The organism is Streptomyces bambusae, assembly GCF_020532645.1.
Classification (GTDB): domain Bacteria; phylum Actinomycetota; class Actinomycetes; order Streptomycetales; family Streptomycetaceae; genus Streptomyces; species Streptomyces bambusae.
In genome coordinates, this window is sequence record NZ_JAJAUZ010000071.1 from 22,001 (window position 1) to 36,513 (window position 14,513).

At 74.3% G+C, this 14,513-nt stretch carries 12 protein-coding genes; 6 read left to right on the forward strand and 6 right to left on the reverse strand.

The genetic code is table 11. The annotated features are described in order from the left end of the window. Nucleotides 1-29 precede the first annotated feature (29 nt). Nucleotides 30-1,205 (forward strand): winged helix-turn-helix domain-containing protein, encoded by a 1,176-nt coding sequence (locus LG634_RS32030; RefSeq protein WP_226739075.1) that lies wholly within the window; start codon nucleotides 30-32, stop codon nucleotides 1,203-1,205. Nucleotides 1,206-1,259: 54 nt separating this feature from the next. On the opposite strand, the gene LG634_RS32035 is transcribed toward LG634_RS32030, so the two are convergent. The 6 genes from LG634_RS32035 to mtrA all read right to left on the reverse strand — a co-directional run bounded on the left by LG634_RS32035 (nucleotide 1,260) and on the right by mtrA (nucleotide 8,639). Next, nucleotides 1,260-1,985: a response regulator gene (locus LG634_RS32035; protein WP_226739077.1), complete on the reverse strand. Its 726-nt coding sequence runs from the start codon at nucleotides 1,983-1,985 to the stop codon at nucleotides 1,260-1,262. A gap of 205 nt (nucleotides 1,986-2,190) precedes the next feature. Beyond that, nucleotides 2,191-2,883, reverse strand: coding sequence for a ribosome hibernation-promoting factor, HPF/YfiA family (hpf, locus tag LG634_RS32040; RefSeq protein WP_372482531.1), 693 nt, complete (start codon nucleotides 2,881-2,883; stop codon nucleotides 2,191-2,193). 331 nt (nucleotides 2,884-3,214) lie between these two features. Beyond that, nucleotides 3,215-3,958: a ComF family protein gene (locus tag LG634_RS32045; protein ID WP_226739079.1), complete on the reverse strand. Its 744-nt coding sequence runs from the start codon at nucleotides 3,956-3,958 to the stop codon at nucleotides 3,215-3,217. A gap of 127 nt (nucleotides 3,959-4,085) precedes the next feature. Further along, complete coding sequence (locus tag LG634_RS32050) at nucleotides 4,086-5,945, reverse strand: LpqB family beta-propeller domain-containing protein (protein ID WP_226739081.1); 1,860 nt, start codon at nucleotides 5,943-5,945, stop codon at nucleotides 4,086-4,088. Further along, nucleotides 5,935-7,947 (reverse strand): MtrAB system histidine kinase MtrB, encoded by a 2,013-nt coding sequence (gene mtrB / locus LG634_RS32055; RefSeq protein ID WP_226739084.1) that lies wholly within the window; start codon nucleotides 7,945-7,947, stop codon nucleotides 5,935-5,937. Before mtrB ends, LG634_RS32050 begins: the two co-directional genes overlap by 11 nt. A gap of 2 nt (nucleotides 7,948-7,949) precedes the next feature. After that, nucleotides 7,950-8,639, reverse strand: a complete 690-nt coding sequence (gene mtrA / locus LG634_RS32060; protein ID WP_308072723.1) for a two-component system response regulator MtrA — start codon at nucleotides 8,637-8,639, stop codon at nucleotides 7,950-7,952. Nucleotides 8,640-8,894: 255 nt separating this feature from the next. On the opposite strand from mtrA, the gene LG634_RS32065 reads away from it, so the two are divergent. Genes LG634_RS32065 through LG634_RS32085 form a run of 5 tightly spaced genes read left to right on the forward strand, consistent with a single transcriptional unit; the run spans nucleotide 8,895 to nucleotide 14,397 of the window. After that, nucleotides 8,895-10,187, forward strand: a complete 1,293-nt coding sequence (locus LG634_RS32065; protein ID WP_226739088.1) for a DUF7847 domain-containing protein — start codon at nucleotides 8,895-8,897, stop codon at nucleotides 10,185-10,187. A gap of 7 nt (nucleotides 10,188-10,194) precedes the next feature. Then, nucleotides 10,195-10,899 carry a DUF4129 domain-containing protein gene (locus LG634_RS32070; RefSeq protein ID WP_372482532.1) on the forward strand — a complete coding sequence of 235 codons (705 nt, stop codon included), beginning with the start codon at nucleotides 10,195-10,197 and terminating at the stop codon, nucleotides 10,897-10,899. Further along, nucleotides 10,896-12,107 carry a DUF4350 domain-containing protein gene (locus LG634_RS32075; protein WP_226739090.1) on the forward strand — a complete coding sequence of 404 codons (1,212 nt, stop codon included), beginning with the start codon at nucleotides 10,896-10,898 and terminating at the stop codon, nucleotides 12,105-12,107. The genes LG634_RS32070 and LG634_RS32075 overlap by 4 nt, the downstream gene beginning before the upstream one ends. Next, nucleotides 12,104-13,087: an AAA family ATPase gene (locus LG634_RS32080; protein WP_226739092.1), complete on the forward strand. Its 984-nt coding sequence runs from the start codon at nucleotides 12,104-12,106 to the stop codon at nucleotides 13,085-13,087. The genes LG634_RS32075 and LG634_RS32080 overlap by 4 nt, the downstream gene beginning before the upstream one ends. Continuing rightward, nucleotides 13,087-14,397, forward strand: coding sequence for a DUF58 domain-containing protein (locus tag LG634_RS32085; RefSeq protein ID WP_226739094.1), 1,311 nt, complete (start codon nucleotides 13,087-13,089; stop codon nucleotides 14,395-14,397). Before LG634_RS32080 ends, LG634_RS32085 begins: the two co-directional genes overlap by 1 nt. The last annotated feature ends 116 nt before the right edge of the window (nucleotides 14,398-14,513 follow it).

Sequence of the window (14,513 nt, forward strand, 5' to 3'; positions counted from 1 at the left end):
TGTCAGTGGCACCGCCTAGGGTGCCGGTCATGACGACCGCACCGCAGCCAGCCGCCTCCCTGTCCGCCGCGGAAGCCCGCCGGATCGCCCTGCGCGCACAGGGGTTCCTCGGCGCCCCGGACCGGCGGGCGGGCGTCCGCGGGATGCTCCGCCACCTCGGTGCGGTGCAGCTGGACACCATTTCGGTGCTGGCCCGCTCGCACGAGCTGATCCCGTACGCGCGCCTGGGCGCGGTGGGCCGGGACGCGGTGGAGAAGGCGTACTGGAGCGACAGCCACGCCTTCGAGTACTGGTCGCACGCGGCCTGCATCCTGCCCATCGAAGAATGGCCGCATTTCGCCTTCAGGCGGCGGCAGATCCGGGCCAAGGGCTACCGCTGGCACCTGCTGGAGGACAAGCTCAGCTCGACGCGGGCCGTGCTGGACCGGCTGGCCGCCGAGGGCCCGCTGACGTCCAGTGAGCTGGGCGGCGCGAAGAACGGCGGCGAGTGGTTCGAGTGGTCAGAGACCAAGATCGCGGTGGAGTGGCTGCTCGACACCGGCGAGGTGGTGTGCACCGAGCGCCGCGGCTGGAAGCGCGTCTACGACCTGGCCGAGCGGGCGGTGCCGGACGGGCTGTTCCACGACGACCTGGAGGACCGCGAGTGCCTGCGCCGCCTGGTGGCGCTGGCCGGGCACTCGCTGGGCGTGGGCACCCGTGCGGACATCGCCGACTACCACCGCCTCAAGGGCGGGCAGGTGGACTCGGTGATCGCGGACTCCGGGCTGGTGCCGGTCGAGGTCGAGGGCTGGGGCAAGCCGGCGTGGGCGGACCCGAAGGCGCTGGCCTCGGAGCCGCGCGGCCGGCACCGCACGACGCTGCTGTCGCCGTTCGACTCGCTGGTCTGGGACCGATCCCGGACCGAGCGGATCTTCGGTTTCACGCACCGGCTGGAGGCGTACGTGCCCAAGCCCAAGCGGGTGCACGGGTACTTCGCGATGCCGCTGCTGGCGGGCGGCCGGCTGCTGGGCCGGGTGGACCCGGCGCGCGAGGGCCGCACCCTGGTGGCCCGGCAGCTCTCGCTGGAGTCCGCGGCGGGCGCCCGTCCGATGGCGCAGGCGCTGCAGGAGGCCGCCGAGTGGGTGGGCTGCGAGGACGTGCGCATCGAGCGGACCGCGACGCCGGCCGAAGCGGTGGCGGTGACCGCCGAACTGGCGGCGCTGTAGCCGGGGCCGGGAGCCCGCGGGCAGGGCTCCGGCCCGCGGGCGGGGCCGGTGGCCCTACCTGATCTCCAGGATCTTCTCCCGCATCGCGTAGACCACCGCTTCCATCCGGGAGTGCAGCTGGAGCTTCTCCAGGATGTTGCGGACGTGGTTCTTCACGGTGTTCTCGGAGATGAAGAGCTGCTTGGCGATGTCCCGGTTGTTCATGCCGGTGGCGACCAGCTTGAGGACCTCGAGCTCGCGGTCCGTGAGCCGGGGCGCGGGCACCAGCCGGCGCTCGTCGGTGCGCTGGATCATCGACTTGAACTCGGTGAGCAGCTTGGACGCCATGGAGGGGCTGATCTGCGACTGTCCGTCCGCGACGGCGCGGATGGCGGTGGCGACCTCGTCCGTGGAGATCTCCTTCAGCAGGTAGCCGGTGGCCCCCGCCTTGATGGCGTCGTAGAGGTCCGCCTCCTCGTCGCTGATCGTCAGCATGATGATCTTCGCGGAGGGGGCCACCTCCTTGATCGAGGTGCAGGCCTCGATGCCGCCGCGCCGGGGCATCCGCACGTCCATCAGGACGATGTCGGGAAGCAGGTCGGCGGCCTTGTCGACGGCTTCCGCGCCGTCCCCGGCCTCGCCGACCACCTGGATGTCCTCCTCCTGGGCGAGGACGATCTCCAGGCCGCGCCGGAACAGCGCGTGGTCGTCCACGACCAGCACGCGGATCGGCTCGCCGGCCGGTCCCGGACGGCGGTCGGCCGCGTCCTCGTCGCGCACCGGCCCGAAGGTGTCCGCCATCGTTCCCCCCTGAAGGCCGTGAGGCCCCGAAGTCTGCCTGCTGCACGCATCAACCGGTCCGCGGCGCGGGCCGGTTGACTGCCCGCCATGATTCCATGCCGGAGCGGTCCGGCGGGGGGACCATGGCTGCATACGAGTGCCCCCGGGGCGCCTGCGAGGCGCTCCCGGGGGCACCGCCCATACGGGAATTCCACGGGCTTTCGGCTCAGCCGCCGAGTGCCCCGCCGGCGCCCCGCGCCTCTTCCGAGGTGGACGCGCTGTCTGCATTCAGGTGAATGACGCCGTAGTCGTATGCGTGGCGCCGGTAGACGACGCTCGGCTGCTTCGTCTCGGCGTCGACGAAGAGGTAGAAGTCGTGTCCGACCAGTTCCATCTCGTACAGCGCCTGGTCGAGCGCCATCGGTGCGGCCGAGTGGGTCTTCTCGCGGACGATGAGCGGGCCTTCGCCCTGCACTTCCAGCGAGCCGATCCGCGTGGTCGGGATCTTGTCCCCGGCCTCTTCCCGAACGATCTGTCCATTTCCGTTGAGGGTCGCGACATCGGGGACGACGTCGGCGACTTCCGCGGCCGAAAGCCGGCCGGCGCCGCGGCGGGTGCCGCGCTTGTCGTGCTGCCTGCGCAGCCTGGCCTCCAGCTTGTCCTGGGCCAGGTCGAGTGCCGCGTACGGGTCGGCGGCTGCTGCTTCGGCCCGGATCACCGGGCCCCGTGAACGAAGGGTGATCTCCACCCGGTCGGAACGGTCGGCCTGACGCGGGTTGTGCTCCTTGGACACCTCGACGTCCAGGCTGATCACCTTGGCGTCGAGCTTCTGGATTCTCTCCAGGTTCAGCTTCTCGGCCACGTGCTTGCGGAACCGGTCGGGCACCTCGGTCTTGCGGCCCTTGACGACGATGTCCACGCAGAACTCCGTTCCCGGATTGCTCCGCCTCAGGGGCGGAACGTCTCCCTTTTGCACCAGACCCCGGTGAGCACCGGAGCCTCGGACTTGGCGACTTTCACCTCCTCCTCCCCCATCGGCAAGATCGCCACCCCACCGACTTCGGAGTCGAGAGACACCTTCGCGACACGAAGAATCCGAAGCACGCGTCCCGATGCGTGGGGCCCAAGGCTCGCCATTTCCTTACAACCGAACATATCTCGCAACGCTGGTTGTCGGCACCCGCTACCGGGACGTACCTCCGTTCAGGTGTGTTTTCCCTCCTACCACCTGCAACGACGTTCGAACCCGGTCAGTTCCAATTGTTTTCGAAGGCTTCCGAACACGCCGCAACGACCGCCGCCGACAGGGCCGGGAATCCCCCGTACGGCGCCGTCCGGGACATGGCCGAAACCGCCCGGGCCGCCTCCACCAGGGATGCACCGGTCGTCATGAGGTCGTCCACCAGGACCACCGCACGGCCCGCCACCAGCCCGGCCCCGCCCGGGCGCACCTCCAGGGCGCCGGCCAGGTTCGCGAGCCGCTCCCGGGCGCCCAGGCCGGCCTGGTCGGCCACCGCCCGCCGGTGCCGCAGCACGCACGCCACCCGCGCCGGCACGCCGTCCCGCCGCAGCCGGGCCGCGGCCGCCAGCGCGATCCGCCGGGCCGGATCGTGCCCCCGCGCCCGCACCGCCCGCCGCACCGACGGCACCGGTACGAGGACCAGCCCGCCCGGTCCCGGCCACCGGGCGGCAGCCACCGCCGGCGGCACCGCCGCCGTCACCGCCCCGGCCAGCGCACCGCCCAGCGGGGCGGCCAGCGACAGCGCCCCGCGCTCCTTGTGGGAAAGCAACAGCTCGCGGACCGGGCCGCCGTACCCCGCCGCCGCATACACGGCGGGCAGCCCGGCCGGTTCCGGCCGGGGCCGCACCCGGCGCGGCCCCGCCCCGTACAGCACCTGCCGGCACGCCCCGCACAGTGCCGTGCGCGGGCTCTCGCAGCCCGCGCAGGCCACCGGCAGCACCAGCCCGGCGAGCTCCTGCCACCAGCCCCGCATGCCCCCACTGTGCCCGCCCCGGCCGCCGGCCCGCGACCCCTGTGGACAACCCACGGACGAGACACCCGCAACGCAGGAGGACCCGGCCGAAACGACCGGGTCCCCCTGCTGTTCCACGACCGGGCGGTCAGCCCGGATAGACCGGTGCCCGCCCCGGCACCGTCACCGTGCGCCACTGCGCACCCGGCGGCAGCCACACGATCCCGCCCTCGTCCGAGAAGGCCACCACCGGCAGCCGCTCGTCCTCGGAGGCGGCGATCGCGCTGACCCCGCTGGCCCCGGCGAGGCTGCCGGACACCACGACCGAGCCGTCGGCCTGCATGTACCGCGCCTGCACCAGCCCGCCGGCCTCCCGGCCGACCACCAGCAGCCGGCCGCGGGAGGCCCAGGACACGGCCTTGACCTCTTCCATCTGCGGGGCCGCGGCCCGCAGCTCGCGCACCGTCACGGTGCCCGCGTCGCCTTTGCCCTCCGGTCGCTCGATCCGGCCGACGTGCAGGGTCTCCCGGTCGTCCTTCTTGATCAGCAGCGCGATCCGGACCCCGTCCGAGGACACCCGCAGCGACTCGATCCGGCCGCCGTCCAGCCCGGCCACGTCCACCTTCCGGGGCGTGCCGGTGCCGCCGGGCAGCAGCCACAGGGCCGGGTCCGCCGGGTTCCGGTCGGCCACCCACAGGTCGCCCAGGGCGTCCCAGCTCGGCGCCGACAGCTGGTTCGCGGCGCTCTTCAGCGCCGGCTGACCGACCGGGCCGCCCGTGGTCAGCGAGAGGACGTACAGCGCGTGCCCGTTCTCGGTGACCACCGCGGCGCGCCGCTCGTCGTGCGCCACCCCCGCGGTGCCGACCTTCAGCCCGGAGCCCACCAGCGGGCCCGGCACCTGCTCGGCGGGCCGCTGCGCGTCCGGGCTCTCCGCACTGTCCGGGTTCAGCTGCATGCGCACGAGCCGGTGGTCGTTGTCCACGTAGTACTGGTGCTGGGGGGCGCCGGACAACCGGTTCGTCTGCGCGGACGCCTCGGTCACCTTGCACAGCTGGGTGCCGTCGGCGCGCAGCAGCTCGACCTGCGCGATCCGCGAGGAGGTCAGCTCGCGGGCGGTGAACAGCAGCTGGGTGCCCATCTTCTCGCACTGCTTGGCCGCCACGTTCGCGGCCTTCTTGTTGAGCGGCACCTGGAGGGTGTTGTTCTCGTCCGACGTCAGCGTCCGGGTGCCCTCCTTGAGGGCGGTGCCGGTCGGGAAGCTCGACGTGACCACCGGGCCGAGCCAGGAGGACGGCCCTTCGAGCAGCGACTTCACGGTCTGCGTCATGGGGTCCATGCGGGACTCGGGGTCCTGCCGCTGCCGTACGTAGACGGGGTCGGCGACGAGCATGCCGGAGGCGAAGTAGTACTTGTTGACCGACTTGAAGATGCGCTGGAAGTCGGATTCGCCGAGGACCAGGCCGTCGGGCAGGTTCGCGATCCGCCACTGCCCGTCCTTCTTGACGAGCTGAAGCCTGGTCTCGTACCGGCCGCCGCGGGCCGCCGGCTGGTAGGCGCCGCGCCCGTCCACCGTGGCGAGCTTGGTGCCGACCAGCTCGAACTGCCTGCCGATCAGCTCCTTCTCCGGTCCGCGGGCCGGGGTGATCTCCCGGGGACCGCTGAGTCCGGAGGACAGCACGGTGATGCCCGAGCCCGGCTCCCACTTCTGCGCGGCTTCCTCGGTCAGGTACTGCCGGGCGGTGGCCAGCTTCGGGTCGTCGCTGGTCATGGCCTCCAGGAAGCCCTCGACGATCTCGGACGGCTGGGCCTTGTCCGGCGGCGGCACCGCGAACACCCGGACCTGCGAGTCGACCCCGCGGGCGGCGTCCACCGGCCGGTTCTCCCCGCTGTCGGGCATCGACGCGCAGCCGGCCAGCAGCACCGCCCCGCAGCCCAGGGCCACCGAGCGGCGCAGGGCCCGCCGCGGCCCGCGCCGCGGCTCCGTCATCGCCTCGTGCTCAGCGCGCATCTGCCTGGTCCTCCCGGTCCGTACGCTCCGCCCCCGCGGCCCGGGCCTCCGCCTCGCCCGTCTCCGCCGTACGCGTCTCCGCTGCGCCGGTCCCGGCGGCCGCGCCCGGCTCACCGGCCGGCATGGCCACCACGCGCGCCCCGTTGCCCGGCAAGGCCGTCGGGTCGGCGGGCACCGCCGTGGCCACCACGGTCCGCGGCGGTATCGGGGACCTGGCCCCGCCGGGCTCGCCGCCGGGCTGGACGGGCACCGGCCCGCGCCGGCCGGCCGCGGCCCGCTCGGCCTCGGCGTCCGCCTGTGCCCGGGCCCTCGCGGCCCGGGAGTCCTCGGGCTCCAGCGGGATCGGCGAGCCGCGCAGCGGTTCGTCCGCGGTCCGCGGCAGGGTCAGCCGGAACTGCGAGCCGCCGCCCGGTTCGCCCCAGGCCTGCAGCCAGCCGCCGTGCAGCCGCGCGTCCTCGACGGCGATCGACAGCCCGAGGCCGGTACCGCCGGTGGTGCGGGCGCGCGCCGGGTCGGCCCGCCAGAAGCGGTTGAACACGCGGGTCGCCTCGCCCGGCTTCAGACCCACGCCGTAGTCGCGCACGGCGACCGCGACGGCCCCGCCCGCAGACGCCAGCCGGACCACGACGTCCCGGCCCTCGCCGTGCTCGACGGCGTTGACCACGAGGTTGCGCAGCACCCGCTCGACGCGGCGGGCATCGGCCTCCGCCACCACCGGCTGGCTGTCGCCGAGGACCCGGATCCGGGTCCCCTTGCGCTCCGCCAGCGGCTCCGCGCCGTCGATCACCCGGTGCACCACGTCGCGCAGGTCGATCGGCTCGGCCTCCAGGGCCGCCGCGCCCGCGTCGAACCGGCTGATCTCCAGCAGGTCCGCGAGCAGCGACTCGAACCGGTCCAGCTGCCCGACGAGCAGCTCCGCCGAGCGGGCCGTCACCGGGTCGAAGTCGTCCTTCGCGTCGTGGATGACATCGGCTGCCATCCGTACGGTGGTCAGCGGGGTGCGGAGCTCGTGCGAGACGTCGGAGACGAACCGCCGCTGCATCCGGGACAGGTCCTCCAGCTGCTGGATCTTCAGCTGCAGGTTCTGCGCCATCTTGTTGAAGGCCTCGCCGAGCCGCGCGATGTCGTCCTCGCCGGTGACCTTCATGCGCTCCTGCAACCGGCCCGCGGACAGCCGCTCCGCGATCCCGGCGGCCATCCGCACGGGCGTCACGACCTGCCGTACGACGAACCACGCGATGGCGCCCAGCAGCACGACCACGAACAGCCCGGCCGTCGCGACGGTGGTGCGCACCAGGGTCAGCGACTCCTCCTCCTGCGTCAGCGGGAAGAGGTAGTAGAGGTGGTACGGGTCGCCGTTGATGTCCGTGAGCCGCTTGCCGACGATCAGCGCGGCCTCGGAGGGCCGGCCCTCGCCGTCGCTGTAGCGGATCCGGGAGAACGACTGGTAGGCGCCGACCCCGTGGTCGACCTCGACGCGCAGCGACAGCGGGATGCTCGCGGTCGGGTCGACCCCGCCGGAGGCGCGCGCGCCGCGCACGCCGGTGCCGGTGTCGCCGGTGCCGGCGCCGAGCGCGACCACGTCGAACGCGGTCTGGCCGCCGCTGGACAGCTGCTCGACGAGGTTGTTCATCCAGGCGGTGGCGTTCCGCCCGGTCTTCCCGTCCGGCGCCGCGTCCTGCCCGTCCACGGTCGGCGGGGTGTCGGCCTTCTCCTGCGCCACGGCGAACCCGCCCGCGGCCTGGCTCTGCGCGGCCTCCTGCTTGGCGTCGAGGAGGCCGTTGCGGACCTGGCCGATGACGACGAAGCCCAGCAGCACGACGACGCCCAGCGACATCAGGAGCGTGCCGGCGACCACGCGGAGCTGGAGGTTGCGGCGCCACAGCCGGATGGCGGGCAGCAGCGGGCGGCGCAGCAGCCGTACGAAGAGCCTCAGCACGGGGCCGCCGGGTGCCCGGTCCTGGAGCAGCCGGCCGCCCCGCCGGGTCCTGCCGGAAGACATGGTCAGCTCGGTCCGGCCTTGTAACCGACGCCGCGGACGGTCACGACGATCTCCGGGCGCTCGGGGTCCCTCTCGACCTTGGAGCGCAGCCGCTGTACGTGCACGTTGACGAGGCGGGTGTCCGCCGCGTGCCGGTAGCCCCAGACCTGCTCCAGGAGCACCTCGCGGGTGAAGACCTGCCACGGCTTGCGGGCGAGCGCGACCAGCAGGTCGAACTCCAGCGGGGTCAGCGCGATCGCCGTGCCGTCCCGCTTGACCGAGTGCCCGGCCACGTCGATGACGAGGTCGCCGATGGTCAGCTGCTCGGGCGCCGGCTCCTCGGAGCGGCGCAGCCGGGCGCGGATCCGCGCGACGAGCTCCTTCGGCTTGAACGGCTTGACGATGTAGTCGTCGGCCCCGGACTCCAGGCCCACGACCACGTCGACCGTGTCGCTCTTGGCCGTGAGCATGACGATCGGCACACCGGACTCGGCCCGGATCAGCCGGCAGACCTCTATGCCGTCCCGTCCGGGGAGCATCAGGTCGAGCAGCACGAGATCCGGCTTGGCCTCCCGGAATGCCGCCAGTGCCTTGTCGCCGTCAGCGACGAACGACGGTTCAAAACCTTCTCCCCGCAGCACAATGCCGAGCATCTCGGCCAGCGCGGTGTCGTCGTCGACGACAAGGACGCGTCCCTTCATGGTTGACATCATCCCATTAGCTAATCGTTACCTGGCGGTGAGCTGCCACACAGAGGTGCGACCCGTGGTTCCGGTTCCGTCGCCCGACGGGATCCGGCCCCCCAGTCTGCCCCGTCCGGCGGTGACAATTGAAGGTGCCGGGTAAAGCTGCCCAGGCCGGAAGGCCGGCGAACGGGCCGACGGGGGCCGGTCCGCGCCGCACGGGCGCATGGCACGATGGCAGCCGACCAGCGCCCCGCCCCCGTACGGGCACACGAAGGAGCGACGATGAACGACTCTCCGGGCTGGGCTTCGCCCGGATCCTCCCCCGCCGACGGCGAGCGGCCCGACGCGGCCGCACCCGCCGGCCAGGACGGCCCTCCCGCCGGCGCCCCGGACGGTACGGGCTCAGGCCCCGCCGCGTCCGGCCCGCGCTGGTCCAAGGAGCAGCCGCCGCCGGGCCGGTGGAGCGCCCCCGGCCCCGGAGGCGCCGCGCCCGGTCCCGTCCCCGGAGGCCCCGCCCCGCAGCCGCAGGCACCCCAGGGCTGGGGCAACCCGTACCCCGGCGGTCCCGCCCCGCAGGGCGGCGGCTGGGGCACGGGCCCGGCCTGGGGCCGGCCCCCGGCGGCGAAGCCGGGCGTGATCCCGCTGCGGCCGCTGGCCGTCGGCGAGATCCTCGACGGCGCCGTCACCACCATGCGCGAGCACTGGCGGACGGTCCTCGGCATCGCCCTCGCGTTCGCGGTGGTCACCCAGCTCGCGATCACCCTGGTCCAGGGCTTCCTGTTCGAGACCACGACCACCTCGACCGCCGACCCCGAGGACCTGGGCGCGATCGCCGACGACATCGGCGCGAACCTGGCCGCGAGCGGCATCGCCCAGGTCATCACCCTGATCGGCACGATCATCGCGACGGCCACCCTGACCATGGTGGTCAGCCGGGCCGTGCTGGGCCAGTCCTCGGAGATCGGTCCCGTGTGGCGCGAGGCCCGCCCGCAGCTGCTCAAGCTCACCGGCCTGACCCTGCTGCTGGCCCTGATGGGCGTGGCCGTCCTCGCCGTGGGCATCGTGCCCGGCGTGCTGGCCTCCAACGTGCCGCTGGCCGTCGCCGGCGGCATCATCGCCTTCTTCGTGATGGTCTGGCTGTGGGTGCGCTACAGCCTCGCCTCCCCGGCCCTGATGCTGGAGAAGCAGACCGTCGTCAAGGCACTGGGCCGCTCCGCGAAGCTGGTGCGCGGCTCCTGGTGGCGCGTCTTCGGCATCTCGCTGCTCGTACAGGTCCTGACCAGCATCGTGGCGGGCATCATCATCCTCCCGTTCACGTTGGTGGCGATGGCCGTGACCGGCGGCGGCATGGACGGGATCGTGAACGGCACCGCCGGCTTCGGCTGGGGCTTCCTGATCATCTCCGCCATCGGCGCGGTGATCGCCCTGACGATCACCATGCCGATCAACGCGGGCGTGACCGTGCTGCTCTACATCGACCAGCGCATCCGCCGCGAAGCCCTCGACCTGGAGCTGGCCCGCGCCGCCGGCCTCCGGGACTACGGCGGCCCCGCCCCCTCCGGTACCGGAGGCTGACGCCCCGGTGGCCACGACGGGGGGACCGATCGCGCACGCAACCGCCCGGCTGACGGGCGTCACCGGCGGTACCGACGTACCGCCGGTGACGACCCCGCGCATCCCCGCCCGCGAGGCGGCGGAGCGGGAGCTGTCCAAGCCGATGTACCACGAGAACGACCCCAGCCTCTTCCAGCGGGTCCTGGACACCCTCTGGGACTGGGTGGGCGACCTCTTCGGCTCGGCCGCCGGGGCCACCCCGGGCGGCGCCCTCGGCCTCGTCGTGATCGCCGCCGTCGCCGTCCTCCTGATCACCGCCCTGTGGTGGCGGCTCGGCACCCCCGGCCGCGCCGCCGCCCGCCCGGCCGCCCTCTTCGAGCCGGGCCCCCGCAGCGCCGCCGAGCACCGTACGGCCGCCGAGGCGCACGCCGCCGCCGGCCGCTGGACCGAGGCCTCCCAGGAACGCATGCGCGCGATCGTCCGCGCCCTGGAGGAACGCACCCTCCTCGCGCCCCGCCCCGGCCGCACCGCCGACGAAGCCGCCGCCGAGGCGGCCGCCGCCCTGCCGGTGCACGCCGAGGGCCTGCGCGCCGCCGCCGTCACCTTCGACGCCCTCACCTACGGCGGACACACCGCGACCCCGGCCACGTACGCGACCCTCCACGCCCTCGACACGGCCCTGGCCCGCACCACCCCCACCCTCCCCCGCCTCCCCGAGGGACGGCCCGCATGACCGCACCCGGCACCCTCGCGCCCCCGGCCGCCGGCCCCGGCACCTCCCTCGCGCTCGGGCCGCGCCGGCAGTGGCGGCGGGCCCGCGGCCTGCTGCTCGCCCTCGCCGTCCTGCTGATCGCCGGCTTCGTCCTCGCCGTCCTGAACTCCGGCGACCACCACGGCCGCCTGGACCCCCGCTCCGCCGACCGGCAGGGCAGCCGCGCCGTCGCCGAACTCCTCGCCGACCGCGGGGTCACCACCCGCGTCGTGACGACCACGCGGGAAGCCGCCGCGGCCGCCGCCCCCGACGCCACCCTCCTGGTCACCGACCCCGGACTGCTCGGCACCGGCCAGCTGGCCGCCCTCAAGACCTCCATGGACCTGTCCGGCGGCCGCACCGTGCTGCTCGCCCCGGGCGGCCCCGCACTGGAGGCCCTCGCCCCCGGCGTCACCGCCCGCCCCCCGGCCGGCCCCGACGTCCTCGGCCCCGGCTGCACCCTGCCCGCCGCCACCACCGCGGGCCGCGCCGAAACCGGCGGCGGCCTCCGCTACGCCACCACCCTCCCGGGCGCCCTGAGCTGCTACCGGACCGCCGGCGCAGCCACCGTGCTCACCCTGCCCCGCCCCGGCGCCGCCACCGGCGACACCGTCCTCCTCGGCGCCCCGACCCCCCTCCTCAACGAGCGCCTCGCCGAAGAGGGCAACGCCTCCCTGGCCCTCCAGCTCCTCGGCTCCCGCCCCACTCTCGTCTGGTACCTCCCGTCCCTCGACGACCCGGCGCTGACCGAGGACCCGGCCGCCGACCGCTCGTTCTTCGACCTCATCCCCGACGGCTGGTCCTGGGCCCTGCTCCAGCTCGCCGTCGCCGCCGCCCTCGCCGCCCTCTGGCGGGCCCGCCGCCTCGGCCCGCTCGTCACCGAGCAGCTGCCGGTCGCCGTCCGCGCCTCCGAGGCCGCCGAGGGCCGCGCCCGCCTCTACCACGCGGCCGGCGCCCGCGACCGGGCCGCCGACGTCCTGCGCACCGCCACTCGCACCCGGCTCGCCGCCCTCGTCGGCGTACCCGCCGCCAGGGCCCACGACCCGGCCGTCCTGCTGCCCGCTGTCGCGGCCGTGACCGGCCGGGATCCCGCCGCCCTCCTCTTCGGAACCGCCCCCGGCGACGACGCGGCCCTCGTCGCGCTCGCCGACCACCTCGACGCCCTCGAAAGAGAGGTCCGTACCTCATGACGGCCCAGCCCGCCGACCCCGCGGCCACCACGGCCGGCGCCCGCGCCTCCCTGGAGGCCCTGCGCGCCGAGATCGGAAAGGCCGTCGTCGGCCAGGACCCGGCCGTCACCGGCCTCGTCGTCGCGCTCCTGTGCCGCGGCCACGTCCTCCTCGAAGGCGTACCCGGCGTCGCGAAGACCCTCCTGGTCCGCGCCCTCGCCGCCTCCCTCGCCCTCGACACCAAGCGGGTCCAGTTCACCCCCGACCTGATGCCGAGCGACGTCACCGGCTCCCTCGTCTACGACACCCGCAGCGCCGAGTTCTCCTTCCAGGAAGGCCCGGTCTTCACCAACCTCCTCCTCGCCGACGAGATCAACCGGACCCCGCCGAAGACCCAGTCCTCCCTGTTGGAGGCCATGGAAGAGCGCCAGGTCACCGTCGACGGCACGCCGCGCCCGCTGCCCGACCCCTTCCTCGTCGCCGCCACCCAGAACCCCGTCGAGTACGAGGGCACCTACCCGCTCCCCGAAGCCCAGCTGGACCGCTTCCTGCTGAAGCTGAACGTTCCGCTGCCGGGCCGCCAGGACGAGATCGACGTCCTGACCCGGCACGCCGCCGGCTTCAACCCGCGCGACCTGCACGCCGCCGGCGTCCGCCCGGTCGCCGGGCCCGAGGACCTGGAGGCCGCCCGCCGGGCCGTCGCCGCCACCACCGTCTCCGCCGAGATCACCGGCTACGTCGTCGACATCTGCCGCGCGACGCGCGAGTCCCCCTCCCTCCTCCTCGGGGTCTCCCCGCGCGGCGCGACCGCCCTGCTGTCCACGGCCCGCGCCTGGGCCTGGCTGACCGGCCGCGACTACGTGATCCCCGACGACGTGAAGGCCCTCGCGCTCCCCACCCTCCGCCACCGCGTCCAGCTGCGCCCCGAGGCCGAGATGGAGGGCGTCACCGCGGATTCCGTCATCACCGCGATCCTCAACCACGTCCCCGTGCCGCGCTGATGGCGCTCACCGGACGCGCCGCCCTGCTGGCGGCCCTCGGCAGCCTCCCGGTCGGCCTGCTGGAACCCGGCTGGGCCGGCCTGCTCGCCGTCAACGGACCGCTGGCGCTCGCCTGCGCCTGCGACTACGCCCTGGCCGCCCCGGTCCGGACGCTGCGCCTGGACCGCTCCGGCGACACGTCCGTCCGGCTCGGCGACCCGGCCGACGTCCACCTGACCGTCACCAACACCGGCAGCCGCCCGCTGCGGGCCCGGCTCCGCGACGCCTGGCCGCCCAGCAGCTGGACCGCCGGCGCCGAGGCCGCCGCCTCCCGGCACCGTGTGACGGTCCCGCCGGGCGAGCGCCGCATGGTGACGACCCGGCTGCACCCCACCCGCCGCGGCGACCGCCGCGCCGACCGGGTCACGATCCGCTCGTACGGGCCGCTGGGCCTGCTCGCCCGGCAGGGCAGCCACGACGTGCCGTGGACGGTCCGTGTCCTGCCGGAGTTCGCGAGCCGCAAGCACCTGCCGTCGAAGCTGGCCCGGCTCCGCGAACTCGACGGCCGCACCAGCGTCCTGACCCGCGGGGAGGGCACCGAGTTCGACAGCCTCCGGGACTACAGCCCCGGCGACGACACCCGGTCCATCGACTGGCGGGCCACCGCCCGCCGCCCCCGCGTCGCCGTCCGCACCTGGCGCCCGGAACGCGACCGCCACATCCTCATCTGCCTGGACACGGGCCGTACGTCGGCCGGCCGGGTCGGTGACGCCCCCCGCCTGGACGCCGCGATGGACGCGGCCCTCCTGCTGGCGGCGCTGGCGTCCCGCGCAGGCGACCGCGTGGACCTGCTGGCCCACGACCGCCGGGTCCGCGCCCTGGTCCAGGGCCGGGCCGCCCGCGACGTCCTGCCCGCCCTGGTCAACGCAATGGCTCCGCTGGAGCCGGAGCTCGTCGAGACGGACGCCCGCACGATGGTGTCGACGATCCTCACGAGCGCGCCGCGCCGCTCCCTGGTCGTCCTCCTGACGAGTCTGGATGCCGCCCCCATCGAGGAGGGCCTGCTCCCGGTGCTGCCGCAGCTCACCCAGCGCCACACGGTCCTGGTGGCTTCCGTGGCCGACCCGCACATCGAGAGCATGTCCGCCTCCCGCGGCTCCGCCGCAGCCGTCTACGAGGCCGCTGCCGGCGCCCAGGCCCGCGAACAGCGCCGCCGTACGGCCGACCAGCTCGCACGTCACGGAGTGACGGTCGTCGACGCCGTTCCGGACCAGCTCGCCCCGGCTCTGGCCGACGCGTACCTGTCTCTGAAGGCCGCCGGCCGCCTGTAGACCCGGCTGGAAGGCAGAAACAAGAAGAGGCCCCCGCGGGGGCCTCTTCGTTTTCCTCCGGACCGCACTGATCCGGGCCGTGAACGCAGAAAAGCCCCGCACCGTAACCCGGTGCG

Coding starts and splice junctions, on each gene's coding strand:
- LG634_RS32030 (WP_226739075.1), top strand. CDS start 30: ATGACGACCGCACCGCAGCCAGCCGCCTCCCTGTCCGCCGCGGAAGCC.
- LG634_RS32035 (WP_226739077.1), bottom strand. CDS start 1,985: ATGGCGGACACCTTCGGGCCGGTGCGCGACGAGGACGCGGCCGACCGC.
- LG634_RS32045 (WP_226739079.1), bottom strand. CDS start 3,958: ATGCGGGGCTGGTGGCAGGAGCTCGCCGGGCTGGTGCTGCCGGTGGCC.
- LG634_RS32050 (WP_226739081.1), bottom strand. CDS start 5,945: ATGCGCGCTGAGCACGAGGCGATGACGGAGCCGCGGCGCGGGCCGCGG.
- mtrB (WP_226739084.1), bottom strand. CDS start 7,947: ATGTCTTCCGGCAGGACCCGGCGGGGCGGCCGGCTGCTCCAGGACCGG.
- mtrA (WP_308072723.1), bottom strand. CDS start 8,639: ATGATGTCAACCATGAAGGGACGCGTCCTTGTCGTCGACGACGACACC.
- LG634_RS32065 (WP_226739088.1), top strand. CDS start 8,895: ATGAACGACTCTCCGGGCTGGGCTTCGCCCGGATCCTCCCCCGCCGAC.
- LG634_RS32075 (WP_226739090.1), top strand. CDS start 10,896: ATGACCGCACCCGGCACCCTCGCGCCCCCGGCCGCCGGCCCCGGCACC.
- LG634_RS32080 (WP_226739092.1), top strand. CDS start 12,104: ATGACGGCCCAGCCCGCCGACCCCGCGGCCACCACGGCCGGCGCCCGC.
- LG634_RS32085 (WP_226739094.1), top strand. CDS start 13,087: ATGGCGCTCACCGGACGCGCCGCCCTGCTGGCGGCCCTCGGCAGCCTC.